The following is a 26729-nucleotide window of genomic DNA, read 5'->3' as shown; positions in this document are numbered from 1 at the left end:
CGTGAGTGAAAGCGGCGGCACATTCGATCTCGTCATCCTGGGCGGCGGTAGCGGTGGCTACTCGGCCGCCATCCGCGCCTCCGAACTCGGCATGCGTGTCGCCCTGATTGAGAAAGACAAGCTCGGCGGCACCTGCCTGCACTACGGCTGTATTCCGACCAAGGCCCTGCTGCACGCGGGTGAGGTCGCCGACACGGTGCGGGCCAGCGAGAAGTTCGGTGTCCGGGCCTCGTTCGACACAATCGACATGGCCCGTGTCCACGAGTACAAGGACAAGGTCGTCAGTGGTCTGCACCGCGGCCTGACCGGTCTGATCAAGGCCCGCGGCATCACCCTGGTCGAGGGTGAGGGCAAGCTGACCGGTGTCGACGAGGTCACGGTCAACGGGGTGGCCTACAAGGGTCGGCACATCATCCTGGCCACCGGGTCCCAGGCGCGTTCGCTCCCTGGTCTGGAGATCGACGGGGAGCGGATCATCACCAGCTACGAGGCGCTCCGCTTGGACCGGGTCCCCAAGTCCGCGATCATCCTGGGCGGCGGTGTCATCGGCGTCGAGTTCGCCAGCGTGTGGCGTTCGTTCGGCGCCGAGGTGACGATTGTCGAGGCGCTGCCGCACCTGGTCCCGGCGGAGGAGGAGTCCAGCTCCAAGCTGCTGGAGCGGGCGTTCCGCAAGCGCGGGATCAAGTTCGAGCTGGGCAGCCCGTTTGAGAGCGTGAAGCTCACCGAGACCGGGGTGAGCATGACGCTGGCGAGCGGCAAGACCGTGGAAGGCGAGCTGCTGCTGGTGGCGGTGGGCCGCGGTCCGGTCTCCCAGGGGCTGGGCTACGAGGAGGTCGGCATCCGCCTGGAGCGCGGCTTCGTCCAGGTCGATGAGAACCTGCACACCGGAGTCGGCAACATCTACGCGGTGGGCGACTTGATCCCCACGCCGCAGTTGGCGCACGTCGGCTTTGCCGAGGGTATTTTCGTCGCCGAGCACATTGCCGGGCTGAACCCGGTGAACATCGACTACGACGGTATTCCGCGGGTCACCTACTCCGACCCGGAGGTGGCGTCCGTGGGGATCACCTCCAAGACCGCGGCCGAACGCGGGATCGAGACCACCGAGTTCGTCTACAACTTGGCGGGCAACGGGAAGAGCCAGATCCTGCAGACCCAGGGCGCGGTCAAGGTCATCGCGGCCAAGGACGGCCCGGTGCTGGGTGTGCACATGGTGGGCAGCCGCGTCGGCGAGCTGATCACCGAGGGCCAGCTGATCTACAACTGGGAGGCGCTGCCGTCTGAGGTGGCGCAGCTCATCCACGCGCATCCGACCCAGTCCGAGGCGTTGGGCGAGGCCCACTTGGCGCTAGCGGGCAAGCCGTTGCACGTCCACGACTGATTCTTGGAGATGGGCGGGTGCCCGAGGGAGCCCGCCCATCATCTTTCTCTGTCGTTCTTGTGACCGCTCACTCAAGAGGAACCCATGTCGACTCCCGTTACCATGCCCGATCTGGGCGAAAGCGTCACCGAGGGCACTGTCACCCAATGGCTCAAGCAGGAGGGCGACACGGTCGAGGTCGACGAGCCGCTGCTCGAAGTCTCGACAGACAAGGTTGACACCGAAATCCCCTCCCCCGTCTCCGGTGTCTTGACGAAGATCCTGGTCGGCGAAGACGAGACTGTTGAGGTCGGCGCGCAGATCGCGATCATCACTCCGGCTGGGGAGGCGCCGCCGGCTCAGCCCGCTCCCGAGACGGCGGCTGAGCCGGCGGCCCAGCCGGAACCGGAGCCGGAGCCTGCTCCGCAGCCTGCCGCGGAGGCCCGCACCGAGCCCGCTGCTCCGGTGGCTGACGCCGGTGCCGCTACCCCGGTGACCATGCCGAACTTGGGGGAGAGTGTCAGCGAGGGCACGGTCACCCAGTGGCTGAAGCAGGAGGGCGACACGGTCGAGGCCGACGAGCCGCTGCTCGAAGTCTCGACAGACAAGGTTGACACCGAAATCCCCTCCCCCGTCTCCGGTGTCTTGACGAAGATCCTGGTCGGCGAAGACGAGACTGTTGAGGTCGGCGCGCAGATCGCGCTGATCAGTCCTGCCGGGCAGGCTGCTGCGCCTGCTGCCCCGGCGGCTCCGCAGCCCGCACCCGAGCCGAAGCCGGAGGCACGGCCCGAGCCCGCACCGCAGCCTGCTGCGCAGCCGGAAGCTGCAGCCCGCACGGAGCCCGCACCGCAGCCGCGCCGCACCCGGGACGATGAGACCCCGACCGTGGACTTGGAGACGATCAGCGGCACCGGCCAGGTGCTGGGCACGGACGCGACCAGTGAAGGGTATGTGACCCCGCTGGTGCGGAAGCTTGCCGCCCAGGAGGGTGTGGACCTGTCCCAGGTGAAGGGCACCGGGGTGGGTGGCCGGATCCGCAAGCAGGACGTGTTGGAGGCAGCGCGGCGGATGCGGGAGCAGCGGCAGCGTGCTGCTGCGGCACCGGCGCCCGCGGCCGCGGACACGGCGCTGCGGGGCCGCACGGAGACGATGTCGCGGCTGCGGCAGACGTTCGCCGAGCAGATCGTCGAGTCGCTGCACACGGCGGCGCAGCTCACCCAGGTGGTGGAGGTGGATGTCACCGCGATCGCCCGGCTGCGGGAGCAGGTGGGCGAGCGGTTCGCCGCCGAGACCGGCGTGGAGTTGGGCTTCTTCCCGTTCTTCGCGCTGGCCGTGGTGGAGGCGCTGCAGCGGCACCCGAAGCTCAACGCGGTGATCGACGGCACCGAGGTGACCTACCACGACACCGAGAACCTGGCGGTGGTGGTCGACACCGAGCAGGGTGTGCTGGCCCCGGTGGTCAAGGACGCGGGCCGCTTGTCGCTGCGGGAGCTGGCCCGGCGGATCGACGACTTGGGGGCGCGGGCGCGCACGGCGCGGCTGGTGCCGGACGAGTTGAGCGGCGGCACGTTCACCATGGTGGACAGCGGCGCGTACGGCGCGCTGGTGGAGACGCCGATCATCCACCAGCCGCAGGTGGCGGTGTTGAGCACGGGCACCGTGGTGAAGCGTCCGGTGGTGGTCGAGGAGCCGCAGCTGGGCGAGGTGATCACGGTCCGGTCCATGGTGTACCTGTCGTTGAGCTTCGACCACCGGCTCATCGACGGCGCGGATGCGGCCCGGTTCCTCTCCGATGTGAAGCGCCGGTTGGAGGAGGGCGCGTTCGAGGACGCTGTGGGGCTCAAGTAGGAGCCGCGGGGTCGGCCGCTTCCGGCGTGGGCCGGGGGTGGCCGATCACCGTACGCACGGTGGGGCGGCACCGTGTGGTGCCGCCCCACCGCATACCCCACCATCATCCCCTGGTGATCCCCACCACCAAGGTCTTCAGTTGCCCGGCTTCCGTGCCCCGGTGCCGAGACGTGCCTGTCGCGGCGAACCGCCGGACAAGCTTGATGTAATCAGGCTATCACTCAAAGTTGTGAATGGGGCTGTTTCCTGGAAATCCGTCTCCTCGGCTCTTCAGGGGCGGCAGGGCTGCGGCGTCTTCCGCGCGTCCGCTGGGGCGGGGCAGCGCATAAGGTGAAGAGTGTGAGTGAGCTCCTGTACCACTGGTTGGGTGAGTCCCCGGTCCCCTACATGGAGGGCTGGGAGCTGCAACGGCAGCTCCACAAGCGCCGCGTCGCGGACCAGGTGCCGGACACGGTGCTGCTGTTGGAGCATGAACCGGTGTACACCGCGGGAAAGCGGACTGGCCCGTGGGACCGTCCGCTGACCGACCCGGGTGCCCCGGTGATCGACATCGACCGGGGCGGCAAGATCACCTGGCACGGCCCCGGCCAGCTCACCGCCTACCCCATCGTCAAACTGCCGGCTCCGCTGGATGTGGTCGCCTATGTCCGCATGCTGGAGGAGGCGATCATCCGGGTGATCGGTGATTTCGGCTTGTCGGGGATGCGGGTGGAGGGCCGCACGGGGGTGTGGCTTGCCGCTGCCCCGGATCGAGGGTTGCCGGAGCGCAAGATCGCCGCGATCGGGTGCCGGATCGCCAAAGGCGTGACGATGCACGGGTTCGCGCTGAACTGCAACAACGACTTGTCGTGGTTTGACCGGATTGTGCCGTGCGGGATTAGGGACGCCGGGGTCACCTCCCTGACCGCCGAACTGGACCGCACGGTGGGGGTGGGCGACATCCTGGAGGCCACCGAACACCACCTGGCCGCTGTTCTCGGTGCATCCAGCTACCGCAGGATCGCGGGATGGCCCGTTCTCCCCGAGTTCGTCGACGCATGAGCCACGTCGGCGGGCACGCGCCACAAGCGAAACGAAAGGAAGGCCGGCTGTGAGCATCGCTCCCGAGGGCCGCCGCCTGTTGCGGATCGAAGCCCGCAACAGCACTACCCCGATTGAGAAGAAGCCGCCGTGGATCAAGATCAGGGCGAAGATGGGCTCGGAGTACACCGAGCTGCACGCCCTGGTCAAACGCGAGGGCCTGCACACGGTGTGCCAGGAGGCCGGGTGCCCCAACATCTACGAGTGCTGGGAGGACCGGGAGGCCACGTTCCTCATCGGCGGCGACCAGTGCACGCGACGCTGCGACTTCTGCCAGATCGCTACCGGGAAGCCGGCGGCGTTGGACCGGGGGGAGCCGCTGCGGGTCGCCGAGTCGGTGCGCACGATGGGTCTCAAGTATGCGACGGTCACCGGGGTGGCCCGCGACGACTTGGACGACGGGGGCGCGTGGCTGTACGCGGAAACGGTCCGCAAGATCCACGAGTTGAACCCCGGCACCGGCGTGGAGCTGCTGATCCCCGACTTCAACGCCGACCCGGACCTGCTGGCCGAGGTGTTCAGCTCCCGGCCGGAGGTGCTGGCGCACAACATTGAGACGGTGCCGCGGATCTTCAAGCGCATCCGTCCCGGGTTCCGCTACGAGCGTTCTTTGGAGGTGATCACCCGGGCCCGCGAGGCGGGGCTGGTCACCAAGTCGAATCTGATCCTGGGCATGGGCGAGACCCGGGAGGAGATCAGCCAGGCGATGCGGGACCTGTACGAGGCCGGGTGCGACTTGTTGACGATCACCCAGTACCTGCGGCCGTCCCGCTTGCACCACCCGGTGGACCGGTGGGTGAAGCCGGAGGAGTTCGTGGAGCTGGGCCGGGAGGCCGAGGAGATCGGTTTCGCCGGGGTGATGTCGGGTCCGCTGGTGCGGTCGTCGTACCGGGCGGGCCGGTTGTACCGCCAGGCGATCGAGCGTCGCAAGGCGGACGCGAAATCGTAACGTTGTTTGTCCTGGGGCGGCGGTGGTCGCCCGCCGCCGTCCCACATGTCCTTTTTCCCGACCTATCCTTGAGGTATGGCCAAGAAGCCCAAGGACTCCAAGACCGCCCCGGCCGGTACGGCTCAGGGTGCCGCCGCGAAACAGCCCGGCAGGCTCAAACAGTTCGGCATGGTCGCCAAGATCGTGCACCAGCACAGTCCGAAGAGCATCCCGATCGCACTCGGGGTGATGGTGGCTGTTCTGGCCGTGGCGATCCTGGTTGCCGTCCTCACGGGCTCCTGGCTGTATCCGCTTGTGCTCGGTATCCCGTTGGCGCTGCTTGCCGGTCTCATCACGTTCTCGCAGAGCGCGCAGAGGGTGCAGTACAAGCTGCTGGACGGGCAGTTGGGCGCCGGATTGGCGATTCTGCAGAGTCTGCGCGGCAACTGGACGGTGGACGCCGGGGTGAACGCCAACCGGAACATGGACGTGGTGCACCGGGCGGTGGGTCCCCCCGGGGTGGTGCTGGTCGGCGAGGGCGACCCGAACCGGTTGAAGTCGCTGATCGCCGCGGAGCGCAAGCGGGTGATGCGGGTGGCCTACGACACGCCGATCTACGACATGACGGTCGGCAACGGTGAGGGCCAGGTCAAGGTTGCTGAGCTGCGCAAGCGGATCCTCAAGCTGCCGCCGAGCATGAACAAGCCGCAGTTGTCGGAGCTGCGCTACCGGTTGAAGGCGCTGCCTCCGGCGATGCAGGCCCCGCGCGGCCCGATCCCTAAGGGGGTCAAGATGCCGAAGATGCCGCGCCCCCGGCCGCGTTGATCCTGTTTCGTCCAGGGTTTTCTGGCGCTGGTGGAACCGGGTGTCCCGGGTTCCGGCAGCGCCAGTTGTCGTTTTCGGGCCTCAGAGGCGCTGGTTGACGGTTCCCGCAGCCCGGTCGTGCAGGCCGCGCTGGTCGCGGTCGTAGACGACGGCGGGGAGCGCCAGGCACAGCAGAAGGGTGCGGACCACCATGGCCACGGGCCAGGGCCAGTTCCGTTCCCCGGTGGCGGTGATGCGGATGCCGACGAGGCGTTTACCGACCGTGGTGCCGAAGAGCACGAGCAGGGCGGCGGTCATCACCGCGAAGACGAAGAGTGGTAGCCATAGGGTGACCCCTGCGGCGGGGGTGGTGCTTCCGCCGAGCACGGGGGTGCCGAACAGGAGTGACGCCAGGCAGTTGGCGAGGATCCAGTCGATGATCACGGCGATGAGGCGGCGGCCGAAGCCGGGCACGGATCCGGGGCCGGTTTCGGGGAAGCCGAGCCGGCTGCCTCGGTAGCGGAATTCCGCCTCGTTCCCGGTGGGGGTGTCGGTGGTCGCGGCCTGCCCGTCGCGGTCTTTCGATTCGCCCATGTCTTCACCGTACTGGGGGTGCGCGGTGGGCGTGACGGGGCCCGGTGTCCCGGTTTGGGGGGAAAAAAGCGGCCGTAACATCGGCGAAACATTCGGGACACGGCCAGGAAATCGGCTGCTCTTAGCGTCACTTACGTGGCTGGGAGGTGGCGGAGGATCTTCGCGACATCTCGGACGTCCATCCCCGCGGTCCTGTGAACCTGCACGGAGGTAATCGTGTTCAGCAACGCTGACGAGGCTCTTGCCTATATCCGCACCGAAGGCGTTCAGTTCGTGGACGTCCGGTTCACCGACCTGTTCGGTGGTGTCCACCACGTGACGCTTCCGGCCGAGAAGGTTGACGAGGACTTCCTCACGAACGGGCAGATGTTCGACGGCTCGTCGATCCGCGGCTTCCAGGCGATCCACGAGTCCGACATGCTGCTCCTGCCGGACCTGAGCACCGCTGTCCTCGACCCCTTCCGCGAATACAAGACGCTGAACATCACGTTCTTCGTGCACGACCCGCTGACCCGCGAGTCCTACAGCCGCGACCCGCGGAACGTGGCCCGCAAGGCCGAGGCGTATCTGAAGAGCACGGGGATCGCGGACACCGCGTACTTCGGCCCGGAAGCCGAGTTCTACATTTTCGACGACGTCCAGTTCGCGACCGCGCCGAACACCGGTTTCTACGCGATCGACTCGGTGGAGGGCGCGTGGAACACCGGCAGCAAGCGGGAGGGCGGCAACCTCGGCTACCGGCCGCGCTACAAGGGTGGCTACTTCCCGGTGGAGCCGAGCGACCACTACAGCGACCTGCGGTCCCGCATGGTGCGCACCATGATCGAGGTGGGGCTGCCGGTGGAGCTGCACCACCACGAGGTGGGCACGGCGGGCCAGTCGGAGATCGGCATCAAGTTCGGCACGCTGCTGCAGCAGGCTGACCGGGTCCAGTTGTACAAGTACATCGTCAAGAACGTGGCGAACGCGGCGGGCAAGACGGTGACGTTCATGCCGAAGCCGCTGTTCGGCGACAACGGCTCGGGGATGCACTGCCACCAGAGCCTGTGGAAGGACGGCGCTCCCCTGTTCTTCGACGAGAACGGGTACGCGCAGTTGTCCGACATCGCCCGCTACTACATCGGCGGCCTGTTGAAGCACGCCCCGTCGCTGCTGGCGTTCACCAACCCGACGATCAACTCCTACCACCGCCTGGTGCCCGGCTACGAGGCGCCGATCAACCTGGTGTACTCGCAGCGGAACCGTTCCGCGTGCATCCGTATCCCGCTGACCGGGTCTGACCCGAAGGCGAAGCGGCTGGAGTTCCGGGTGCCGGACCCGTCGGCCAACCCGTACCTGGCGTTCTCCGCGATGCTGATGGCGGGGATCGACGGGATCCAGAACAAGATCGAGCCGCCGGAGCCGCTGGACAAGGACCTCTACGAGCTGCCGCCGGAGGAGGCCGCGGAGATCGAGAAGGTGCCGGCGTCGCTGGAGGAGGCGCTGGACCACTTGGAGGAGGACCACGAGTACCTGGTGGAGGGCGGTGTCTTCACCGAGGACTTGATCGAGACGTACATCAACTACAAGCGCACGGTGGAGATCGACTCGGTCCGGCTGCGTCCGCACCCGCGCGAGTTCGAGCTCTACTACGACGTCTGATCCTGCTCGCGGCCCGTATTCCGCACTGCGGGCCGCAGCAGGGTGGAGACCCGGGGGAAGGGCTCCGGTGTGGTGGGGTGTCCCAGGTGTGGGGCGCCCCACCGGGGCGGTTCTGCATGGGCGCGCGCCGGGTCGCCTCGGTAGTACCGCAGGCCCCGCACCGGCTGTTGCGGGGAGGGCAGCGGTGCGGGGGCCGCGGCTAGCGGGCCGCGCCGAGTTCGAGGGCGGCGACGCCCGCGATGACGAGGACGATGCCGACGATCTGGACCCAGGTGAGGGTGTCGCCGAGGAACACGGCGCCGATGACCGCGACGAGGGTGACGCCCAGCGCCGACCAGATGCCGTAGGCCACGCCGACGCCCATGCCGAGTTTGAGGACTTGGGCGAGCAGGGTGAACGCGATCCCGTAGCTGGTGAGCGCGATGAGGGACGGCACGAGACGGGTGAACCCGTCGGAGAGCCGGAGTGAGATGGTTCCGGTGACTTCGGTGAGGATCGCACCGATGAGGAGCAGCCACTGCATGATTCCCCCACATAAGCCCGCAATTGGTGAGTACTCCCCCAGAGTGTCTCTTTGGGGTGGCCATGGTGCATTCGGTGGGGGGACGCCTGTGGTGGCGTCCGTTGCACCGCCTATGCGGTCGCGTTGAGAGTTACCGTGGTGCTGTGGCGAGTCGGGACAGCACGGGAACGAGTGTGGGGGCGCTGGCCCGTCGAGGGTTCGGCGATGCGACGCGCGCGGCACGGCTGCTCGCGGAGAGCGGGTTGGCGGACGCCGCGCACGAGGTGATTGTGGACGCGCTGTGCCGGGCGGCCGACCCGGATCTGGCCTTGTTCGGGCTGGTGCGGATCCTGGAGCGGTCGGCTGATCCGGGGGAGTTGCTGTCCGCGTTGCACGAGGACGCGGATTTCCGGGAGCGGTTGTGCCAGGTGGTGGGGGCGAGCCGGGCGCTCGCCGACCACCTGGTGCGGCATCCGGGGGATTGGCGGGAGCTGCGGGGCGCGGACGCGGCCCGCCCGCCGGACGCTGAGGAGCTGCGTGCGGGCTTGTTGGCGGTGGTGGGCGCCGACCCCTACTCCCCTGCCCCGGTGGCGGATGTGTCGCGGCGGGACGCGGCGGAGGCGGCGCACGCGCTGCGGTTGGCGTACCGGCGGCGGGTGCTGCGGCTGGCCGGGCGGGATCTCACCGGGGTGCAGGATCTCAAGGAGGTGGCCGCGGAGCTCGCCGATTTGGCGGCGGCCGTGCTGGAGGGGGCGCTGGCGCTGGCTCGCGCCCGGTTCCCGGAGGAGGCGGAGCGCTGCCGGCTCGCGGTGATCGGGTTGGGCAAGTGCGGCGGTCGGGAGCTCAACTATGTGAGCGACGTGGACGTCGTGTTCGTGGCTGAGCCGACCGAGGCCTGCCCGGACGAGGCTGCGGCGTTGGCGGCGGCGACCCGGTTGGCGTCCGCGCTGTTGGAGGTGCCGACGGCCACGGACGCTGAGGGCACGCTGTGGGAGGTGGACACGGCGCTGCGCCCGGACGGGCGGAACGGTCCGCTGGTGCGGTCGCTTGGCGGGCACGTCTCCTACTACGAGCGGTGGGCGAAGACGTGGGAGTTCCAGGCTCTGGTGAAGGCCCGGCCGATCGCGGGGGACGCGGAGTTGGGCGCGGCCTACATGAAGGCGATCAGCCCGCTGGTGTGGCAGGCGGCGGGGCGGCCGAATTTCGTGGAGGACGTGCAGGCGATGCGCCGCCGTGTGGAGGCGCATCTGCCACGTGCCCAGGCGGACCGGGAGGTGAAGCTGGGCCGGGGCGGGCTCCGCGATATCGAGTTTGCGGTGCAGTTGCTGCAACTGGTGCACGGGCGGCGGGACGAGTCGCTGCGTTCGGGGAACACGTTGGAGGCGTTGGCGGCGCTGTCCCAGGGCGGGTATGTGGGCCGCCAGGATGCGGCGGCGTTGGCGGATGCGTACCGCTTTTTGCGGCGGGTGGAGCATCTGCTCCAGTTGTACCGGCTGCGCCGCACCCATTTGCTGCCGGACGCGCAGTCCGACAAGGGCCAGTGGGCGTTGCGTCGGCTGGGCCGCTCTTTGGGGTTCACCGCGGATCCGGTGGGGGGCGTGGTGGACACGTGGCGGCGGCGAGCCACGGAGGTGCGCCGGCTGCACGAGAAGTTGTTCTACCGGCCGCTGTTGAAGGCGGTCGCGCGTTTGCCTGAGGACGAGGTGCAGCTTTCTCTGGAACATGCGCGGATCCGATTAGAGGCATTGGGGTTTGTGGACCCGGCAGGGGCGCTCCGCCATTTGGAGGCGCTCACGGCCGGGGTGTCGCGGCGGGCGGCGATTCAGCGCACGCTGCTGCCGGTGATGTTGGGCTGGTTCGCGAATTCCCCGGACCCGGATGCGGGGCTGCTGGGGTTCCGGCAGGTCAGCGACGCGTTGGGGACGACGCCGTGGTATTTGCGGCTGTTGCGCGACGATGTGCGGGTGGCGGAGCGGATGGCCCACTTGTTGGGGACGAGCCGCTATTTCACGGAGCTGCTGCTGCGTGCCCCGGAGGCGGTGGCGCTGCTCGCTGACGACCGCGACCTGGTGCAGCGCAGTGACGCGGAGCTGGCCACGGAGGCGGATGCGGCGCTGCGGCGGCATGACACGGCGGAGAACCAGGTGGCGGCGGTGCGGGCGCTGCGCCGCCGGGAGCTGCTGCGGACGGCGGCCGCGGACCTGTTGGGGGTCACGGACATCAACGGGGTCGGGGACGCGTTGACGGCGATCGCGGCGGTGACGGTGGATGCCGCGTTGCGGGCGGCGACGGAGCGGGTGGCCCGCCAGCGCGGCACGGAGCCGGTCACGCGCATGTGTGTGATCGCGATGGGCCGGTTCGGCGGCAGCGAGCTGAGTTATACGAGCGACGCCGATGTGATGTTTGTGCACGATCCGCTGCCGGGGGCGGATGCGGGGGAGGCGGCCGCGACCGCGGAGGCGATCGTGCGGGAGTTAATGCGGCTGTTGGAGTTTCCGGGGTCGTCGGAGCCGCCGGTGCGGTTGGATGCGGGGCTGCGGCCGGAGGGCAAGAACGGTCCGATGGTCCGCTCATTGGACGCGTATGCCGCCTACTACCAGCGGTGGGCGTCGCATTGGGAGAGCCAGGCGCTGTTGCGCGCGGTGCCGGTGGCGGGCGACGCCGAGCTGGGCCGACGGTTTGTGGCGGTGATCGACCCGGTCCGCTATCCGGAGGGGGGTCCGAGCGACCAGGCGGTGCGGGAGATCCGCCGGTTGAAGGCGCGCATGGAGGCGGAGCGGCTGCCGCGGGGCGCGGATCCCGCGTTGCACACGAAGTTGGGCCGGGGCGGGCTGTCGGATGTGGAGTGGACGGTGCAGCTGCTCCAGTTGCGGCACGCCTACCGGGTGCCGGAGTTGCGGACGACGGGGACGTTGCAGGCGTTGAACGCGGCGGTGCAGTGCGGGCTGCTGGATCCGGACGACGGGGCGACGCTGGAGGTGGCGTGGCGGTTGGCGTCGCGGATCCGCGGGGCGATCACGCTGGTGCGCGGCAGGGGCGGCGACTCTATCCCGGTGGGGTGGCGGGATCGGTCGGCGATTGCGAGCGCGTTGGGCTACCGCATGGAGAATGGCGGGGGGAGCCCGGGTGAGCGGATGGTGGAGGACTATCGGCGGGCGACGCGCCGGGCGCGCGCGGTGATGGAGCGCGTGTTCTACGACAGTTGACATGGTCGGGCTGTGCCCTGCCCGTGGCTGTGGTGCGGCCGGGCGGGGTGGTGCGGGTGTGTGTCGTCTGGTGTCGCACTCCCCCACCCGCTTCTGCAAGAGATTGCGTATTTTGCAGGATTTTCCGGCATGGAACGGCATACTCTCCTGCCACTCCCCCACCAAAAAACACCCATAAAACCGACAATTAAGACAAATTGCCTCCTTGTGATCGGAAACTGATCCGCAAACAGAGGTTCACAAACCGCCCATCGGTTGTTATCTTCATCCCAGCCTGAAAGTTCTTGCAAAGATTGCACAAATCGCAAGCGCTTTTTCAGGCGGGAACCCCCCTCACTTTTTTGGAGTACCGATGGGAGTGCGCAGATCCCTGGCCGCGCTGCTCGCGGCCCTGCTGGGTTGTGCCACGTCCCTGGTTGCGCTGACCGTCGCGGCTTCCCCCGCTCATGCCGCGCCGTCAGGCAACCGGGACGTCATCGTCCACCTATTCCAATGGCGGTGGAAGTCGATCGCCGACGAGTGCCGGACCACGCTCGGCCCCCACGGCTTCGGCGCAGTCCAGGTCTCCCCGCCGCAAGAGCACGTGGTCCTGCCCGCTGAGGACTACCCCTGGTGGCAGGACTACCAGCCGGTGTCCTACAAGCTCGACCAGACCCGCCGCGGCAGCCGGGCCGACTTCATCGACATGGTCAACACCTGCCGGGAGGCGGGCGTCAAGATCTACGTCGACGCGGTCATCAACCACATGACCGGCACCGGGTCCGCGGGTGCCGGTCCGGGCAGCGCGGGCTCCAGCTACAGCAAGTACGACTACCCGGGCATCTACCAGAGCCAGGACTTCAACGACTGCCGCCGCGACATCACCAACTGGAACGACAAGTGGGAGGTGCAGCACTGCGAGCTGGTCGGCCTCGCCGACTTGAAGACGTCCTCCCCCTACGTCCAGGACCGGATCGCGGCCTACCTCAACGAGCTGATCGACCTCGGCGTGGCCGGGTTCCGCATCGACGCCGCCAAGCACATCCCCGAGGGCGACCTGCAGGCGATCCTCTCCCGCCTGAAGAACGTCCACCCGGCGTGGGGCGGCGGCAAGCCGTACATCTTCCAGGAGGTGATCGCGGACAGCACGATCAGCACCGGCTCCTACACGCACCTGGGGTCGGTCACCGAGTTCCAGTACCACCGGGACATCAGCCACGCGTTCGCCAACGGGAACATCGCCCACTTGACCGGCTTGGGCAGCGGGCTGACCCCCAGCGACAAGGCCGTGGTGTTCGTGGTCAACCACGACACGCAGCGCTACGAGCCGATCCTCACCCACACCGACGGGGCGCGCTACGACCTGGCGCAGAAGTTCATGCTGGCCCACCCGTACGGCACACCGAAGGTGATGTCCAGCTACACGTGGTCGGGTGACGACAAGGCGGGGCCGCCGATGCACTCCGACGGCACGACCCGGCCCACCGACTGCTCGGCGGACCGCTGGCTGTGCGAGCACCGCGCGGTGGCGGGCATGGTCGGCTTCCACAACGCGGTGGCCGGGCAGGGCATCGGGTCTGCGGTGACCGACGGCAACGGCCGCCTGGCGTTCGCCCGCGGCTCCGCCGGGTATGCCGCGTTCAACGCGACGAACACCGCGTGGACGCGCACGTTCACCACTTCCCTGCCGGACGGCGTCTACTGCGATGTGGCGAACGGCACTTTCGTCGACGGGGTGTGCGACGGCCCCAGCTACCAGGTGTCCGGCGGGAAGTTCACCGCTACGGTGCCTGCGAACGGCGCGGTGGCGCTGCACGTGGAGGCGCCCGGCTCGTGCGGCCCGGACGGGTGCGGTACGCCGCCTGGTGGCGGGGACGACTGCACCACGGTCACGGCCCGGTTCCACGCGACCGTCACCACCTGGTACGGCCAGGAGGTCGCCGTGGTGGGGTCGATCCCCGAGCTGGGCTCCTGGCAGCCCGCCCAGGGGGTGCGGCTGCGCACGGACTCGGGCACCTATCCCGTCTGGTCGGGCGCGGTGGACCTGCCCGCCGGGGTCGGTTTCGAGTACAAGTACGTGAAGCTCAACCCGGACGGCACCGTGGAGTGGGAGCAGGGCGGCAACCGCATCGCCACCGTGGATGACAGCGGGGGCGGCTGTTCCCAGAACTTCTACGACTCCTGGCGCTGACCCTGAGGCCGCTACCTCCCCGTTCCTCCCCCGCCGGGGAGGTAGCGGCAGTTTGCGAGGCGCCGGCGGGTGTTCTCTTCCCCCGTGATCCCACCCGCCGGCGCGCTTCCAGGGCGACACCGCCCCTCCCCTCCCGGGGCGGTGTCTTTCGCAGGGCTTGCACACATAACGTTAGCGACTACCCGGGGTAGTAGTGTGCGAGTTATGGAAATCTTGTACTCCTTCCTTGTTTTTCTTCACTTCGTGACCCTGGCGGGGATCATCTCCGGATGGCTGATGCAGCAGCTCGGCGCTTACGCCAAGGCCCCCAAGGTGCTGCTGCACAGCGCGCTCACCCAACTGGTGCTCGGCCTGCTCTTGGTGGGATTCCTCGAGATGAACGGGGGTTCCGTTAATCACGCCAAGATCGGCGTCAAGCTTGCGGTGAACCTGATCGTGATCGTGCTGGCGATTCTCAACGTCCGGAAGCCCGCGCCGAAGCTCGCGTTGGCCGCTGGCCTGCTCGCTCTGCTCAACATCGCAGTCGCGGTGTTCTGGTAAGCCCGAAAACCGAAGAGGCGGTGGACCGTTTTTCGCCACCGCCTCGTGTGCTGTCTAGACCGTCCACCGGCTGGTGATGGGCACTCGCCGGTCCCGCCCGAAGTTGCGGGTGCTGATCTTGGGTCCGGGCGGGTATTGGCGGCGCTTGTATTCGGCCCGGTCCACCATGCGGATGACCCGGTCGACGAGCTCGGGGTCGTGGCCCGCGGCGACGAGCTCGTCCCGGCCCAGGTCGGTGCCCACGTAGTCGTCGAGCAGCGCGTCGAGGACGTCGTATTCGGGCAGGCTGTCGGTGTCCAACTGTCCGGGCCGCAGTTCAGCGCTGGGCGGTTTGGTGATGGAGTGCTCGGGGATGGGCGGCACTTGGCCGTTCCGTTCCGCTTCGGCGTTGCGCCACCGCGCCAGTTCCCACACGAGGGTCTTCCACACGTCCCGGATGGGGGCGAATCCGCCCGCGGAGTCGCCGTAGAGGGTGGAGTAGCCGACGGCGAGCTCGCTCTTGTTGCCCGTGGTGAGCACCAGGTGGCCTTCCTGGTTGGACAGGGTCATGAGGAGCTGGCCGCGGACCCGGGCTTGCAGGTTCTCTTCGGCGAGGCCGTCGACTTTCACCGCGTTCTCGAACGCTTCCACGAGCGGCGCGACAGGGATGATGCGCGCGTTGATGCCTTGGCGGCGGGCGAGTTCTTCCGCGTCGGTGACGGAGTGGTCGGTGGAGTAGCGGCTGGGCATGAGCACGCCGTGGACCCGGTCGGCGCCGAGCGCGTCCACGGCGATGGTGGCGACGAGTGCGGAGTCGATGCCGCCGGACAGGCCGAGGAGCACCGACGGGAACCGGTTCTTGTGCACGTAGTCGCGGGTGGCGAGCACGAGGGCGGCGTAGACTTCGCCGATCTCGTCTCTGCGCGGGGCGAGCGGGGCGGGCTGCGGCTCGTAGGCGGGCACGGGGTCGGCGGAGACGAGGTGCCGCTGGATGGTGATGCCCGGGGCGTCCGCGGAGGCTCCCCACATGCCGGCGCCGACCGCGTCCGGGAGTTCCAGGTCGGCGACGAGCAGGTGTTCTTCGAACTGGGGGGCGCGGGCGAGCAGGCGCCCGTCGGGGTGGACGATGAGGGAGTCGCCGTCGAAGACGAGTTCGTCTTGGCCGCCGACGAGGTTGACGTAGGCGACGGTGGCCTGGGTTTCGCGGGCCCGCCGGGTGCACAGCTCGAGGCGCGTGTCGCGTTTGCCGCGCTCGTATGGGGAGCCGTTGATGACGACGAGCAGCCCGGCTTCGGCTTCGCGGACCGCGGCGACGGGTCCGCCGTCCTGCCACAGGTCTTCGCAGATGACGAAGGCGACGTCGATGCTGTGGAGGCGGACGACGGGCAGCGTGGTGCCGGGCACGAAGTTGCGGGCTTCGTCGAACACCCCGTAGTTGGGCAGGTGGTGTTTGGCGGAGGTGAAGACCGGCTGCCCTTGGTAGAGGAGCGCGACCGCGTTGTGCGGGGCTCCGGCGGGCTGTCCCCGGGTGGGGGCCACGGTGTTGCGGTGCCGGTCCAGGTAGCCGACGGCGACGGGGAGGTCGCCGAGCCCGGTGTCGGCGAGCCGCCGGGCTAGGGCGTGCAGGGCGGTGATGGACGCGTCGACGAAGGCGCCGCGGAGGGCGAGGTCTTCCACTGGGTAGCCGGTGAGCACCATTTCCGGGAAGACGACGAGGTGCGCTCCGGCGTCGGCGGCGCGACGGGTGTAGTCGACGATGAGGTCGCTGTTGCCTTCGAGGTCCCCCACCGTGGGATTGACCTGGGCCATAGCCAATCGCAGTTGTGCCACGGAAGTGAGCCTAACGTCTCGTGGTGTTTTATCGCCGCATGTCCCCCGGCTTCGGTGTTCCGCCCGGCACACCGGGTAAGGGACGAACAGAATCCGCTTAACGTGCTGGTAACTCGGGCAGGGCACACTGGCAGTGGGAGTCTGGTAAGAACGCCTCAGATGTCCCGCGAGTTCGAAACGAGGAAGGTGGACCGTGAACCGACAGCAGGAATTCGTGCTCCGGACTCTTGAGGAGCGCGATATCCGCTTCGTGCGACTGTGGTTCACCGACGTGCTCGGTTACCTCAAGTCGGTTGCGGTGGCTCCCGCCGAACTGGAGGCCGCTTTTACGGAAGGGATCGGGTTCGACGGTTCCGCTATAGAAGGGTTTGCGCGGGTCTATGAGTCGGACATGCTGGCCCAGCCGGACCCGACGACGTTCCAGGTGCTGCCGTGGCGCAACGAGCCGCACGGTGCGGCGCGCATGTTCTGCAATATCCTGCTGCCGGACGGCTCGCCCAGCTACGCCGACCCCCGCAACGTGCTGAAACGGCAGTTGAGCCGGGCTTCTGATCTGGGGTTCACGTTCTACACGCACCCGGAGATCGAGTTCTACCTGCTGAAGAAGAAGCCGGAGCGCGGGGAGCTGCCGGAGCCGAGCGACGAGGGCGGCTATTTCGACCACACGCCGCATAGTCTGGCGCGGGATTTCCGCCGCAACGCGATCATGATGCTGGAAGAGATGGGCATTTCGGTGGAGTTCAGCCACCACGAGGGCGGGCCCGGCCAGCAGGAGATCGACCTGCGGTATGCGGATGCGTTGACCACCGCCGACAACATCATGACGTTCCGCATGGTGATGAAGGAGGTGGCTATCGAGCAGGGCGTGTATGCCACGTTCATGCCGAAGCCGTTCACCGAGCATCCCGGGTCCGGCATGCACACCCACATGTCTCTGTTCGAGGGGGACCGCAACGCCTTCTACGAGGCGGGCGCGGAGTACCAGTTGTCGAAGATCGGCCGCGGGTTCATTGCCGGGCTGCTGCGGCATGCCGCGGAGATCACGGCGGTGTGCAACCAGTTCGTGAACTCGTATAAGCGGCTGTGGGGCAATGCCGCGGCGTCCGCGGGGGCGGGCGGTGAGGCGCCCGCGTACATCTGCTGGGGGCACAACAACCGGTCGGCGCTGGTGCGGGTGCCGATGTACAAGCCGCGCAAGAGCAATTCGGCGCGGATCGAGTTCCGGGCGCTGGATTCGGCGTGCAACCCTTATCTCGCGTTCACGGTGATTCTGGCCGCGGGGTTGAAGGGGATCGAGGAGGGCTACGAGCTTCCTCCGGGCGCGTCGGACGACGTGTGGGCGCTCACGGATGCGGAGCGCCGGGCGCTGGGGATCATGCCGCTGCCGCAGAGCCTGGATGAGGCGCTGCGGGTGATGGAGCGCAGCGAGCTGGTCGCAGAGGCGCTGGGCGAGCACGTGTTCGATTTCTTCTTGCGCAACAAGAAGGCGGAGTGGGAGGACTACCGCCGCCAGGTGACCCCGTACGAGCTCGAACGCTATCTGCCGACTTTGTAACGTTCCGGTTTCCGGATGCGGGTGGCCGCGCCAGGCCACCCGCTTTGCTGTGCGTTCGGTTTCTGTGCGGCCACGGAGCGTGCCTTGCGGCGCTTGGTGCTGCCCACCGGGAGGAAATAGGGTGACAAATCGGTTCTCTTCGGTAGAGACGCGCAATTCATGCGTGACATGATGAGATCGTCCGGCGTATCCGCGCCGGCCGCGACCGACAACGTCCGGGGACGCCGTAACGGCGCTTCGAGACAACGGAGGAAACGCACCCATGAGTTCTCACACCCCCGCTCCTGCTTTGTATGGCGGCTCCGCAAACCGCCGGGTCACGGTTCAGGACTTGGCCGCAGCGAAAGAGCGCGGCGAACGCTGGCCGATGCTCACCGCCTATGACGCGCTGACTGCCCGGATTTTCGACGAGGCGGGCATTCCGGTGCTGCTGGTGGGTGACTCTGCTGCGATGGTGGTGTTCGGCTACGACTCCACGATCCCGGTCACCCTTGACGACATGATCCCGTTGACGGCCGCGGTGTCGCGGGCGACGAAGCGGGCGCTGGTGGTGGCTGACCTCCCGTTCGGCTCCTACCAGGCCGGTCCGGAGCAGGCTTTGGAGTCGGCGGCGCGGCTGATGAAGGAGGGCGGCGCCCAGGCGGTCAAGCTGGAGGGCGGCCACCGGGTCATCGCCCAGGTGGAGGCTTTGGTGTCGGCGGGTATCCCGGTGATGGGCCACATCGGGTTGACGCCGCAGTCGGTGAATGTGCTGGGCGGCTACCGCGTGCAGGGCCGCAGCGAGGAGGCGGCCGAGGCGCTGCTGTCTGATGCGAAGGAGCTTGAGCGGGCGGGCGTGTTCTCGGTGGTGCTGGAGTGCGTGCCTGCGCGGGTGGGCGCGGAGATCACCCGGCAGTTGACGGTGCCGACGATCGGGATCGGCGCGGGTCCGGACACGGACGCCCAGGTGCTGGTGTGGCAGGACATGGCCGGGTTGTCGCCGCGGGTCGCCAAGTTCGTCAAGTCGTACGCGAATCTGGCGGAGCAGTTGCGGGACGCTGCCACGAGTTTCGCGGAGGAAGTGGTGGCGGGCACGTTCCCGGACGAGCAGCACTCCTACGCCTAGGTCGGCGTGCTCCGCATAGTGTGGGCCCCGCGGCGCGTGCCGCGGGGTTTCTTTCTCCCCCGAGACTAGAACGGTACTCGGTAGTAGCATGGTCGGGACTGTGGCGCACCGGACAGCGGAGGCTTTCCATGCAGATCTCCATGCCGTTGACCTATTCGGGGGATATCAAGCAGGCCGTCGACCAGGTGGTGGAGCTGGAAAAGGTCGGCTTGGACACCGTGTGGGTGGCGGAGCTCTACGGTTTCGACTCGGTTTCGCTGATGGGCTATATCGCGGCCCGCACGGAGCGAGTGCAGATCGGTTCGGCGATTCTGCCGCTGTATTCCCGGACTCCCACGCTGATTGCGCAGACCGCCGCCGGGTTGGACTATTTGTCGAACGGCCGCGCCATTCTCGGTTTGGGTGCGAGCGGCCCGCAGGTGATCGAAGGCTGGCACGGCGTCCCCTACACTAAGCCGCTCGCGCGGACGCGCGAGGTGATCGAGATCTGCCGCAAGGTGTGGGCGCGGCAGGGCCCGCTCACCCACGAAGGCTCCGTGTTCCAGCTGCCGCTGCCGCCGGACCAGGGCACGGGCCTGGGCAAGCCGTTGAAGATCATCAACCACCCGGTGCGGGACCGCATCCCGATCTTCGTGGCTTCGCTGGGCGTGAAGAACGTGGAGATGACCGCGGAGATCGCCGACGGCTGGCTGCCCCACTTGTTCATCCCCGAGAAGGCGCCGCAGGTGTGGGGTGAGGCGCTGGCCGCAGGCAAGGCGAAGCGGTCCCCGGAGCTCGGGGAGCTGCAGATCGCCGCGGGCGGCCTGCTCGCGATCGGCGAGGGCGAGGAGACGAAGAAGCTGCTGGACTTGGCCCGTCCGATGATCGCGCTGTACGTGGGCGGCATGGGCGCGAAGGGCAAGAACTTCTACAACTCGGTGGCCCGCCGCTACGGCTACGAGGAGGCCGCGGAGCGGATCCAGGACCTCTACCTGGCAGGCAAGAAGGAGGAGGCTGCCGCGGCGGTGCCCGACGAGATGGTCGAGTTGACGAACCTGGTGGGCCCCGAATCGTATGTGCGCGAACGGATTGAAGCGTTCCGGGAGGCCGGGGTGACCCACCTGAACCTGATCCCGGTGGGCGGCGACCCGGTCGCACTGCTCGAAAAGGTCAAAAACTGGCTTTAATTCTCCTTTTTCTGGGCGGGCTGGGACCGGCAGCACCGTTGAACGGTCTTCCCCGTACCGGTCCCGGCCCCTGGGGTGCCGCGGGTCGGGCCCGTGCCGCGGGCTGGTGATCGGCACGGACCCGACCCGGGCTGTACTGGTTCCGGCGCGGGCGGGTCGACGCCCGTGCCGGGTCCAGTACCGCAGCGACCACAAGGTCAGCGGCACTATCACCGGGTGTGCCCGGGGGTATGCCCGGGTGTGCTTCGGCCGGGTGCCCGGCCGAGTCCACGGCACTGCTCCCCCGCCACGCGGGGGTTTGGGGGCATGCTGCAGCAATACCGGGGCAGCTCGTCCGCACGGATTGTGGGAGCGTCACAGGGAGGAGATGCGCGCCCGGGCGGCGCGAAGGTCGGGGGTGGCGTTCCGCTCGTCCTTGGGGGAGTCGACTGCCGGGACGGGCGATTAGTAGTAGTGGTTGAAGATAGGGTCTGACGGATCGTCGGGGATGAAGTCGGACAGCATCCCGGGGCGGATCGGAAGTTCTTTCAGGTTCGGAAGGCGTTCCGGGTGCTCCCAGCCGATTCTGAACCAGGCGAAGACCCGGTGGGTTCCGTCGTGGTAGTGCTGGCCCCACCCGTCGGTCAGCATGTGCACGAGGAGCAGTCCGCGCCCGTCGGGTGCGAGGGGGTCGATCACCTCCGGCTCCCAGAGCACGCGCGCACCGCCTTTCGGGCCTTGGTCGTCGACCGCGAGGTACACCCACTCGGACCAGCCGCGGAGGATGATGCCGACTTTGCCGCCGTCTCCGCTGAGGCTGTGCCGGCAGGAGTTGGCGAACAGTTCTGAGGCGATGAGTTCGATGTCGTCCACGGTAGTCGCCGAATAGTGGACGTCCAGGATGTCGCGGACCCGGTGGCGTAGTTCCGAGCAGAGCGCGGATTCCGCGGGCATCTCCCACTCGTCGGAGACGAGCGGTTTTTCGTCTTCCTCCCGCTGGGAGGCTGATGTGGCGGGGGACAGCACGTCGTCCGGGTGTTCGTCGTAGCTGTGGTCGAGGTGTTCCATCATTAAGCGGCTCCCCTGCCCCCGGTGCGGCGCGCTGCTGCCGTGGGGCGGGCGGGCCGCGGGTTTGTGTTGCACAGTACGGTGGCAGCGTGGTCGATCTGTGAGACGTGCGCGCTGCCGGTGCGTCCCCAGATGAACCACTGCTCCCCGGCGTTGTCTTCCACGACCACGACCGAGGTGCGACAGTCCCCGGCGCCGACGCAGAGAACCGGATGTGAGCTCGCCGACAGGGCGAGGAAGGCTGAACCGCCCTGCTCCTGAATCTGTTTTTGAAGGCGGGCGAGTAACACCTGCCGGGGGACGCCTTTTTCGGCATGTGCGGACATAGCTCTCCTCACATATGACACCGCTGATATGCGGTCACTGCGGCTCAGATCCTGTGATCTGACAGCTTTAAGCTAAATGCAGGCCATGTAACTTGCAACGCATGTAAGAAAACTGGTCTTTATTGTTGGACTTTGTCTGGTTTCGCGGATGGGATGATGTTCCACATCGTTCAGCAACGAGATTGCCGGTATGGAGGCGATGGTCGTGTCCCGGGGCTCTCCAGTGCGCAAGCACTACCTGGTCAGCCAACTCAAACGGTTGCGCGCGGAGGCGCGGTTGTCTCAAGAGCAGGTCGCCGAAGAAATGGGTTGGGATGTCAGCAAGCTTTATCGGATTGAGAATGGCCGCTTCGTCCGGCTTAATCCTGAATCGGTTGCCGCGCTATGCCGCCTGTATGGGGCGGATGACGGGTTATTTGAGGAATTGGTCGCTATTGCTAAGGCTGCCCGCAGGCATAAACCGTGGTGGTCTCAGTTTGAGGAGGGTGCGGGAAACGATTTTTACAGCGTGGAATACGAGGCGACCTTGATCGAGGAGTATGCTGTCGGCCTGGTTCCGGAACTGGTGCAGCATCCGGACTACTGGGCCGCGCTGGTGCGGCGCAGAGTGCCCGCGGGGTCCGCGGAGTACCAGAAGCTGTGTGCTGCGCTGCGCCAACGGCAGGCCGCGGTGTTGGAGCGCGACGATCCGCCGCGGTTCTGGTCGGTGGTCGACGAGTCGGCGCTGCGCTGCGCGGTGGGCGGCCCGCAGGTCATGCGCGCCCAGCTCACGCACCTTCTCGAGCTGGTGAAGCATCCTAATCTCGTCATTCAAGTACTCCCTTTGTCGCAGGGCATGGCTCATCCCGCCACCTTCACGGTGTTGCGCCTCGACGGTGGTGCGAAGGTGGGGTACATCGGCGTCCCCCCGCACGGTTGTTTCGTGGACGGAGGCGACAGGGTCGCGGCCTATGCGCAGCGGTTCGAGTTGTTGCAGGCCACGGCGTTGCCTCCGCAGGAGACTCCCGGTTACCTCCGCCGTGTTCTGGCCGAGCTGGAAGACGCCGATGGGTGAGATACAGTCCCCGTTCACCAGGCCGCCACTCGGGTTCGCCGAGCGGCACACTTCTAGCTATACACATGAAGCGGCTGCTTGGGGGGAAGTCTCGAAAGGTCCACCCACGGGTGGTGGAAACACCCGCATCGGGGCAGGGCGGTTTGTGCTTTCCTGCTGCTGATTGGGTGGCTTTCGCGCGGGCTGCGGCGGGGCGGGCGTGACAAAGTTCGCCTGGCCGCGGTGAGGTTAGCGTCAGCCTTTTAGGCCGCAATAGGGGAAGTCCTGAAGCCTGCCCGTGTCTCTGCTGGACAGGGGCGGGGTTCGGGTGTTCCCAGGGCTGGGGTTGTGCCCGGCGTGCTTCCACGGTGTTCCCGGTGGGTGTGCACGGGGACACCCTTTTCTTTTAGTTGCCGCACGTGCCGGGCAGGCCAGGGTGGTGGCCGCCACGGGGGTGGCGTGGCCGGGTGCGGCGGGCAGAAGCGTGCCCTGGGCCTTGGGGTGGGGATCAGGGGTGAGGGTGGGACGGGCGGGTCAGCGACGGGGGTCGAAGACAGCCCACACGGCGTGTCCGCCGGTGTCGGTGCGCCAGTGTCCCCAGTCGGTGGCGAGCGCGGCGACGAGCCGCAGTCCGCGTCCCCCGGTGGCGAGCGTCCCGTCGAGCGGACGGGTTTGGGGGATGCGGGGCCGTCCCGTGGCCGGGTCGGGGCGCGGTCCTTGGTCGGTGACGGTGACGAGTACGAGGCCGGTGCGGAGCCCGGCGAGGGTGACGGTGACTTTGCCGCCGTCTCCGCTGAGGCTGTGCCGGCAGGCGTTGGCGAAGAGTTCCGCGACGACGAGTTCGGCGTCCGCGGCGGCGTGCGGGAAGCCGGTGAGGCTGCGTCGGATGCGGCCGCGCAGGTCTGGGCAGAACGCGGGGTCGCCGGGCAGTTCCCAGAATTCTGAGACGGCGCGGAGCCGACCGGCTCCGGGTTCGGAGTCGTTGTCGCTGGTGTTGGCGGTGTCGGTCATCAGGCCGCTCCTTTCGCGGCGGCGCGGCGCGCGGCCACTGGGTTCACCCACGAGCGCGGCGGGAGACGGTCCAGACCGCAGAGTGCGGCAGCAGCCTGTTTGGGCCGCGAGACGTGCTCCGACCCGGTGCGCCCCCAGATGAACCACCGGTTGGCGGCGGCGTCTTCCACCACCACGACCGGGATGAGACGGCCACCCATGCGGCGCACGTAGAGCACGGGGTGAGCGGTCGCCGACAGGGCGACCAGCGCAGTCCCACCGAGCGCACGGACCTCGTCAGCGAGCTCGGTGAGGAGGGTGGTGCGGTTGCGAGCAGGGACACGCCTTTCTAAGGGGTTACTTGAGGACATTGGGAAACCTCCTGCGGAACCCGACCCATATGCGAGAGGATGGGTGTGTCTTGCACGACACTGAGAGTATTCCGGGTAACACTGATTTTCAAGTTACTTTCCAGTGTTACCCGAAACCTCGCAGGGAGTTAAAGTGAGCCGCATGCAACGGAGCTACAGTCCGACCATCCGCCGACGGCGGATCTCTGCACAGTTACGGAAGTTCCGCAAGCAGAAGGGACTCTCGGCAGCCGCAGTAGGTGAGAAGCTGGGCTGGCCACAGCAGAAGATCTCCAAGATCGAGAGCGGCGAACAAAAGAGAATCCCAGCGGCCGAGCTCGACGCTCTCCTAGAGGTCTACGGTGTCACCGACCCTCAGATACGCGAGTCCTTGCACGAGTGCGCCCGCCTTGCCAAGGAACGCGGTTGGTGGACCAGGTACAAGGACGCTTTCCCTAGCGGTCTTCCAGACTTCGAGAGCGAAGCTTCCGTCATCCGCTCCTATGAGTGTCAGGTCATCCCCGGCATACTCCAAACACCCGACTATGCCGACGCAATCTTCCGGGCCTACAAACTCCGCGAAGACAAGGAGATCGATCGTCTAGTCAAGGCCCGCATGGAACGGCAGAACATCCTCAACCGGGTCGATCCGCCACACTTCATGACCATCATCGATGAGGCAGCGCTCCATCGCCTCGTCGGTTCGGTTGAGGTCATGCGCACCCAGCTTCGTCATCTGACTCACATGGCTTCCCGGCACAACATCGACATCTACGTGCTGCCGTTCAAGGCGGGGGCGCATGCCGCAACCACCGGAAGTTTCATGATCATGGACTTCCCCGACCCAATGGACAACAGCATCGTCTACGTCGACACCCCGACTTCTATCCTGTACATCGAAGATGAAGAGGAAGTCAGGGAGTTCAACGTGATGTTCAGCCGTACCCAGTCGGCGGCGTTGAGCCCGACACTGTCGATGGACCTGGTCAAAAAAGTTATCAAGTCACTAGAAGAGTGAGCCCAGTGATCAAGCAACAGACATGGCGTAAAAGCAGCTACAGCGGAGGTCTGGAGAACTGCGTTGAGGTCGCTGACCTCCCGGGCGCTACCGCCATCCGCGACTCCAAACATCCCGACGCAGCCGTGCTGACCTTCCCTGCTTCCGAGTGGGCCGCCTTCCTGCGAGCAGCCAAAAGCGAGCAGGTCTAACTTCCCCGGAGGGGTCGGCACCGCTGTCGCTCTGATGGTCACAATGGGGAAACTAATCTCCCCTTTTCCCCATTGTGACCAGAAGGGCAAACATACCGAATTTTTTCTCGGATCTCTCAAGCGACATCCTTACTTCTAGATAAGAGCCCCTTCGGTCAAAAATCCACTCAAACGTCCGATGATCATACTGGTGTTCTTCTCGTGATGAGAGTTACCATCGAACACTAATGTGTTTTTGACATCGGACGCATTGCGTTGCTCTTCAGGGAAACTAGAAAGTGTCCTTTGCCGACACATTCCCAACCACAAAAATTTTTGCCATCATGGGTTCCTGAAGCCGCTCAGTCTAAGTGTCGGTTCTTGGAGATACCAGTCTCCAGCGCATGTTTTGTGGGCGCGAAGGGCTAGCGAAGCTCAACGCGATCTTCCTGGAGATTGAACTTTTCTCTAAGATTGCCGAACTTTCTGCGGCTCATCCGTTAACCTCTTGGTTCTTGACAAAGGAAGCTGCGGATGGCCGAGCATCAAGTATGGCGTAAGAGCAGCTACAGCGGAGTTAACAACAACTGCGTAGAGGTCTCCGATCTCCCCAATGCCACCGCTGTGCGTGACTCTAAACACCCTGAGGCAGTCGTGCTGGTCTTCCCCGCGACAGAGTGGACCTCCTTCCTTCAGGTTCTCAAGGAGAAGAACATCTAACCCTGTCAGAAATATTGACGTTATTTCTCCGACTAGTCACAACAGGAAACCCTGTCTCCCCTTCCTCAACTGGCTACAGAGAACAGCAAATCTTGACCACATAAGAAAGCTCCCTAGTCATTGAAGGGTGAGTGAATGACCGAGCAGCAAGTGTGGCGTAAGAGCAGCTACAGCGGAGTTAACAACTATTGCGTGGAGGTTGCCGACCTCCCCGGCGCTACCGCTGTCCGTGACTCTAAGCACCCTGAGGCTGGTGTGTTGCGCTTCCCCTCCGCTGAGTGGGTGGCGTTCCTCCGTATGGCACAAGAAGAGCGCCACTAAGAGGCGGTACCTGGGCCTAGCATCAGCCTCCTGAACCGCATCGAGAGGTCCGGGTATACCCAACTCTCGGTGCGGTTAGGAGGCTGGGGTTGCTAGACGTCGCTCAGGAGCCGCGCGAGATGGTGAGAGCCCTGAAGCGCTCTCGAGTAACCGCTCCCTGAACCATTGACAGACTTCACCAACACAGATAGCGAGAGAGCCATGGTCACCGACAACATCAGCGTGTCTGTTCAGGGTTGGCATACGTCGACCTACACCACTGAGAGAGGCGCGTGTGTGGAGGTCTCCGAGGGGCCTCTGACTGGGGTGCGTGACAGCAAGAACCGTGACCTGGGTGCGCTGTTCTTCCCTGCTGGTGAGTGGGTGGTGTTCCTGCGCGCGGCGCGGGAGGAGCGTCTCTAAGTCTTTTTCGGTTTGTTGACTCTGTTGTCAGCCTCCTGGGCCAC

The 26729-nt window shown here is 66.6% G+C and carries 25 protein-coding genes; 18 read left to right on the top strand and 7 right to left on the bottom strand.

What is annotated here, in order from left to right:
• Position 1 precedes the first annotated feature (1 nt).
• The 5 genes from lpdA (at position 2) to TFU_RS04945 (ending at position 6041) form a co-directional block, all read left to right on the top strand.
• Positions 2-1381, top strand: coding sequence for a dihydrolipoyl dehydrogenase (gene lpdA, locus TFU_RS04965; RefSeq protein WP_011291441.1), 1380 nt, complete (start codon positions 2-4; stop codon positions 1379-1381).
• An 84-nt stretch (positions 1382-1465) separates the two neighbouring features.
• Entirely contained in the window at positions 1466-3208 is a 1743-nt protein-coding gene (gene sucB, locus TFU_RS04960; RefSeq protein WP_011291440.1) for a 2-oxoglutarate dehydrogenase, E2 component, dihydrolipoamide succinyltransferase, read from the top strand.
• A 339-nt stretch (positions 3209-3547) separates the two neighbouring features.
• A complete protein-coding gene (gene lipB, locus TFU_RS04955) occupies positions 3548-4249 on the top strand; it encodes a lipoyl(octanoyl) transferase LipB (protein WP_041427809.1) in 702 nt (233 codons plus the stop codon).
• Between the two features lie 49 nt (positions 4250-4298).
• Positions 4299-5237 carry a lipoyl synthase gene (lipA, locus tag TFU_RS04950; protein ID WP_011291438.1) on the top strand — a complete coding sequence of 313 codons (939 nt, stop codon included), beginning with the start codon at positions 4299-4301 and terminating at the stop codon, positions 5235-5237.
• Positions 5238-5312: 75 nt separating this feature from the next.
• Entirely contained in the window at positions 5313-6041 is a 729-nt protein-coding gene (locus tag TFU_RS04945) for a DUF4191 domain-containing protein (RefSeq protein WP_011291437.1), read from the top strand.
• Between the two features lie 81 nt (positions 6042-6122).
• On the opposite strand, the gene TFU_RS04940 is transcribed toward TFU_RS04945, so the two are convergent.
• On the bottom strand, positions 6123-6614 hold the full coding sequence (locus tag TFU_RS04940) for an RDD family protein (protein WP_016188448.1): 492 nt from the start codon (positions 6612-6614) through the stop codon (positions 6123-6125).
• A gap of 216 nt (positions 6615-6830) precedes the next feature.
• Here TFU_RS04940 and glnA point away from each other — a divergent pair, with 216 nt between their 5' ends.
• Positions 6831-8255 (top strand): type I glutamate--ammonia ligase, encoded by a 1425-nt coding sequence (gene glnA / locus TFU_RS04935; protein WP_011291435.1) that lies wholly within the window; start codon positions 6831-6833, stop codon positions 8253-8255.
• A gap of 199 nt (positions 8256-8454) precedes the next feature.
• On the opposite strand, the gene TFU_RS04930 is transcribed toward glnA, so the two are convergent.
• The gene (locus TFU_RS04930) at positions 8455-8778 is read right to left on the bottom strand and encodes a DMT family transporter (RefSeq protein ID WP_011291434.1); all 324 of its coding nucleotides are present in this window, start codon (positions 8776-8778) and stop codon (positions 8455-8457) included.
• A gap of 62 nt (positions 8779-8840) precedes the next feature.
• Here TFU_RS04930 and TFU_RS04925 point away from each other — a divergent pair, with 62 nt between their 5' ends.
• From TFU_RS04925 to TFU_RS04915, 3 genes are all read left to right on the top strand, one after another.
• The gene (locus TFU_RS04925) at positions 8841-11963 is read left to right on the top strand and encodes a bifunctional [glutamine synthetase] adenylyltransferase/[glutamine synthetase]-adenylyl-L-tyrosine phosphorylase (RefSeq protein ID WP_011291433.1); all 3123 of its coding nucleotides are present in this window, start codon (positions 8841-8843) and stop codon (positions 11961-11963) included.
• Between the two features lie 352 nt (positions 11964-12315).
• Entirely contained in the window at positions 12316-14133 is a 1818-nt protein-coding gene (locus TFU_RS04920; protein ID WP_011291432.1) for a carbohydrate-binding module family 20 domain-containing protein, read from the top strand.
• A gap of 204 nt (positions 14134-14337) precedes the next feature.
• Positions 14338-14673: a hypothetical protein gene (locus TFU_RS04915; RefSeq protein WP_016188445.1), complete on the top strand. Its 336-nt coding sequence runs from the start codon at positions 14338-14340 to the stop codon at positions 14671-14673.
• 54 nt (positions 14674-14727) lie between these two features.
• Here TFU_RS04915 and TFU_RS04910 read toward each other — a convergent pair whose 3' ends face one another.
• Positions 14728-16461 carry an NAD+ synthase gene (locus TFU_RS04910; RefSeq protein WP_011291430.1) on the bottom strand — a complete coding sequence of 578 codons (1734 nt, stop codon included), beginning with the start codon at positions 16459-16461 and terminating at the stop codon, positions 14728-14730.
• A 214-nt stretch (positions 16462-16675) separates the two neighbouring features.
• On the opposite strand from TFU_RS04910, the gene TFU_RS04905 reads away from it, so the two are divergent.
• The 3 genes from TFU_RS04905 (at position 16676) to TFU_RS04895 (ending at position 20308) form a co-directional block, all read left to right on the top strand.
• On the top strand, positions 16676-18037 hold the full coding sequence (locus tag TFU_RS04905) for a glutamine synthetase family protein (protein WP_011291429.1): 1362 nt from the start codon (positions 16676-16678) through the stop codon (positions 18035-18037).
• A gap of 262 nt (positions 18038-18299) precedes the next feature.
• Complete coding sequence (gene panB / locus TFU_RS04900; RefSeq protein WP_011291428.1) at positions 18300-19142, top strand: 3-methyl-2-oxobutanoate hydroxymethyltransferase; 843 nt, start codon at positions 18300-18302, stop codon at positions 19140-19142.
• 128 nt (positions 19143-19270) lie between these two features.
• Entirely contained in the window at positions 19271-20308 is a 1038-nt protein-coding gene (locus TFU_RS04895) for an LLM class F420-dependent oxidoreductase (protein WP_011291427.1), read from the top strand.
• 444 nt (positions 20309-20752) lie between these two features.
• Here the strand turns inward: TFU_RS04895 and TFU_RS04890 are convergent, their stop codons facing one another.
• Positions 20753-21358: an ATP-binding protein gene (locus tag TFU_RS04890; RefSeq protein WP_011291426.1), complete on the bottom strand. Its 606-nt coding sequence runs from the start codon at positions 21356-21358 to the stop codon at positions 20753-20755.
• A complete protein-coding gene (locus tag TFU_RS04885) occupies positions 21358-21681 on the bottom strand; it encodes a hypothetical protein (protein WP_016188443.1) in 324 nt (107 codons plus the stop codon). The genes TFU_RS04890 and TFU_RS04885 overlap by 1 nt, the downstream gene beginning before the upstream one ends.
• 190 nt (positions 21682-21871) lie before the next feature.
• Here TFU_RS04885 and TFU_RS04880 point away from each other — a divergent pair, with 190 nt between their 5' ends.
• Positions 21872-22735 (top strand): helix-turn-helix domain-containing protein, encoded by an 864-nt coding sequence (locus TFU_RS04880; protein ID WP_016188442.1) that lies wholly within the window; start codon positions 21872-21874, stop codon positions 22733-22735.
• Positions 22736-23248: 513 nt separating this feature from the next.
• Here TFU_RS04880 and TFU_RS04875 read toward each other — a convergent pair.
• The gene (locus TFU_RS04875; RefSeq protein WP_011291423.1) at positions 23249-23725 is read right to left on the bottom strand and encodes an ATP-binding protein; all 477 of its coding nucleotides are present in this window, start codon (positions 23723-23725) and stop codon (positions 23249-23251) included.
• Positions 23725-24075 carry a hypothetical protein gene (locus tag TFU_RS04870; protein ID WP_011291422.1) on the bottom strand — a complete coding sequence of 117 codons (351 nt, stop codon included), beginning with the start codon at positions 24073-24075 and terminating at the stop codon, positions 23725-23727. Before TFU_RS04870 ends, TFU_RS04875 begins: the two co-directional genes overlap by 1 nt.
• 142 nt (positions 24076-24217) lie before the next feature.
• Here TFU_RS04870 and TFU_RS04865 point away from each other — a divergent pair, with 142 nt between their 5' ends.
• From TFU_RS04865 to TFU_RS04845, 5 genes are all read left to right on the top strand, one after another.
• Positions 24218-25072 carry a helix-turn-helix domain-containing protein gene (locus tag TFU_RS04865; RefSeq protein WP_011291421.1) on the top strand — a complete coding sequence of 285 codons (855 nt, stop codon included), beginning with the start codon at positions 24218-24220 and terminating at the stop codon, positions 25070-25072.
• A gap of 5 nt (positions 25073-25077) precedes the next feature.
• Positions 25078-25263 carry a DUF397 domain-containing protein gene (locus tag TFU_RS04860; protein ID WP_016188441.1) on the top strand — a complete coding sequence of 62 codons (186 nt, stop codon included), beginning with the start codon at positions 25078-25080 and terminating at the stop codon, positions 25261-25263.
• A 513-nt stretch (positions 25264-25776) separates the two neighbouring features.
• Positions 25777-25962 carry a DUF397 domain-containing protein gene (locus tag TFU_RS04855; RefSeq protein ID WP_011291419.1) on the top strand — a complete coding sequence of 62 codons (186 nt, stop codon included), beginning with the start codon at positions 25777-25779 and terminating at the stop codon, positions 25960-25962.
• 135 nt (positions 25963-26097) lie between these two features.
• The gene (locus TFU_RS04850) at positions 26098-26283 is read left to right on the top strand and encodes a DUF397 domain-containing protein (protein WP_016188440.1); all 186 of its coding nucleotides are present in this window, start codon (positions 26098-26100) and stop codon (positions 26281-26283) included.
• A gap of 201 nt (positions 26284-26484) precedes the next feature.
• Positions 26485-26685, top strand: coding sequence for a DUF397 domain-containing protein (locus tag TFU_RS04845; protein WP_016188439.1), 201 nt, complete (start codon positions 26485-26487; stop codon positions 26683-26685).
• The last annotated feature ends 44 nt before the right edge of the window (positions 26686-26729 follow it).

It is taken from the genome of Thermobifida fusca YX (genome assembly GCF_000012405.1).
Lineage (GTDB): Bacteria > Actinomycetota > Actinomycetes > Streptosporangiales > Streptosporangiaceae > Thermobifida > Thermobifida fusca.
The sequence above is the reverse complement of the archived record's forward strand: the minus strand, read 5'-3'. Positions and strand labels throughout refer to the sequence as shown.

Bases quoted from the DNA above. Each gene is read 5' to 3' on its own strand.
- sucB (WP_011291440.1), top strand. From the start codon at position 1,466: ATGTCGACTCCCGTTACCATGCCCGATCTGGGCGAAAGCGTCACCGAG.
- TFU_RS04940 (WP_016188448.1), bottom strand. From the start codon at position 6,614: ATGGGCGAATCGAAAGACCGCGACGGGCAGGCCGCGACCACCGACACC.
- TFU_RS04880 (WP_016188442.1), top strand. From the start codon at position 21,872: ATGGAGGCGATGGTCGTGTCCCGGGGCTCTCCAGTGCGCAAGCACTAC.
- TFU_RS04925 (WP_011291433.1), top strand. From the start codon at position 8,841: ATGGTGCATTCGGTGGGGGGACGCCTGTGGTGGCGTCCGTTGCACCGC.
- TFU_RS04855 (WP_011291419.1), top strand. From the start codon at position 25,777: ATGGCCGAGCATCAAGTATGGCGTAAGAGCAGCTACAGCGGAGTTAAC.
- TFU_RS04895 (WP_011291427.1), top strand. From the start codon at position 19,271: ATGCAGATCTCCATGCCGTTGACCTATTCGGGGGATATCAAGCAGGCC.
- TFU_RS04850 (WP_016188440.1), top strand. From the start codon at position 26,098: ATGACCGAGCAGCAAGTGTGGCGTAAGAGCAGCTACAGCGGAGTTAAC.
- panB (WP_011291428.1), top strand. From the start codon at position 18,300: ATGAGTTCTCACACCCCCGCTCCTGCTTTGTATGGCGGCTCCGCAAAC.
- TFU_RS04865 (WP_011291421.1), top strand. From the start codon at position 24,218: ATGCAACGGAGCTACAGTCCGACCATCCGCCGACGGCGGATCTCTGCA.
- TFU_RS04890 (WP_011291426.1), bottom strand. From the start codon at position 21,358: ATGATGGAACACCTCGACCACAGCTACGACGAACACCCGGACGACGTG.
- TFU_RS04915 (WP_016188445.1), top strand. From the start codon at position 14,338: ATGGAAATCTTGTACTCCTTCCTTGTTTTTCTTCACTTCGTGACCCTG.
- TFU_RS04945 (WP_011291437.1), top strand. From the start codon at position 5,313: ATGGCCAAGAAGCCCAAGGACTCCAAGACCGCCCCGGCCGGTACGGCT.
- TFU_RS04885 (WP_016188443.1), bottom strand. From the start codon at position 21,681: ATGTCCGCACATGCCGAAAAAGGCGTCCCCCGGCAGGTGTTACTCGCC.
- TFU_RS04870 (WP_011291422.1), bottom strand. From the start codon at position 24,075: ATGTCCTCAAGTAACCCCTTAGAAAGGCGTGTCCCTGCTCGCAACCGC.
- TFU_RS04845 (WP_016188439.1), top strand. From the start codon at position 26,485: ATGGTCACCGACAACATCAGCGTGTCTGTTCAGGGTTGGCATACGTCG.
- TFU_RS04930 (WP_011291434.1), bottom strand. From the start codon at position 8,778: ATGCAGTGGCTGCTCCTCATCGGTGCGATCCTCACCGAAGTCACCGGA.
- TFU_RS04875 (WP_011291423.1), bottom strand. From the start codon at position 23,725: ATGACCGACACCGCCAACACCAGCGACAACGACTCCGAACCCGGAGCC.
- TFU_RS04910 (WP_011291430.1), bottom strand. From the start codon at position 16,461: ATGGCCCAGGTCAATCCCACGGTGGGGGACCTCGAAGGCAACAGCGAC.
- TFU_RS04920 (WP_011291432.1), top strand. From the start codon at position 12,316: ATGGGAGTGCGCAGATCCCTGGCCGCGCTGCTCGCGGCCCTGCTGGGT.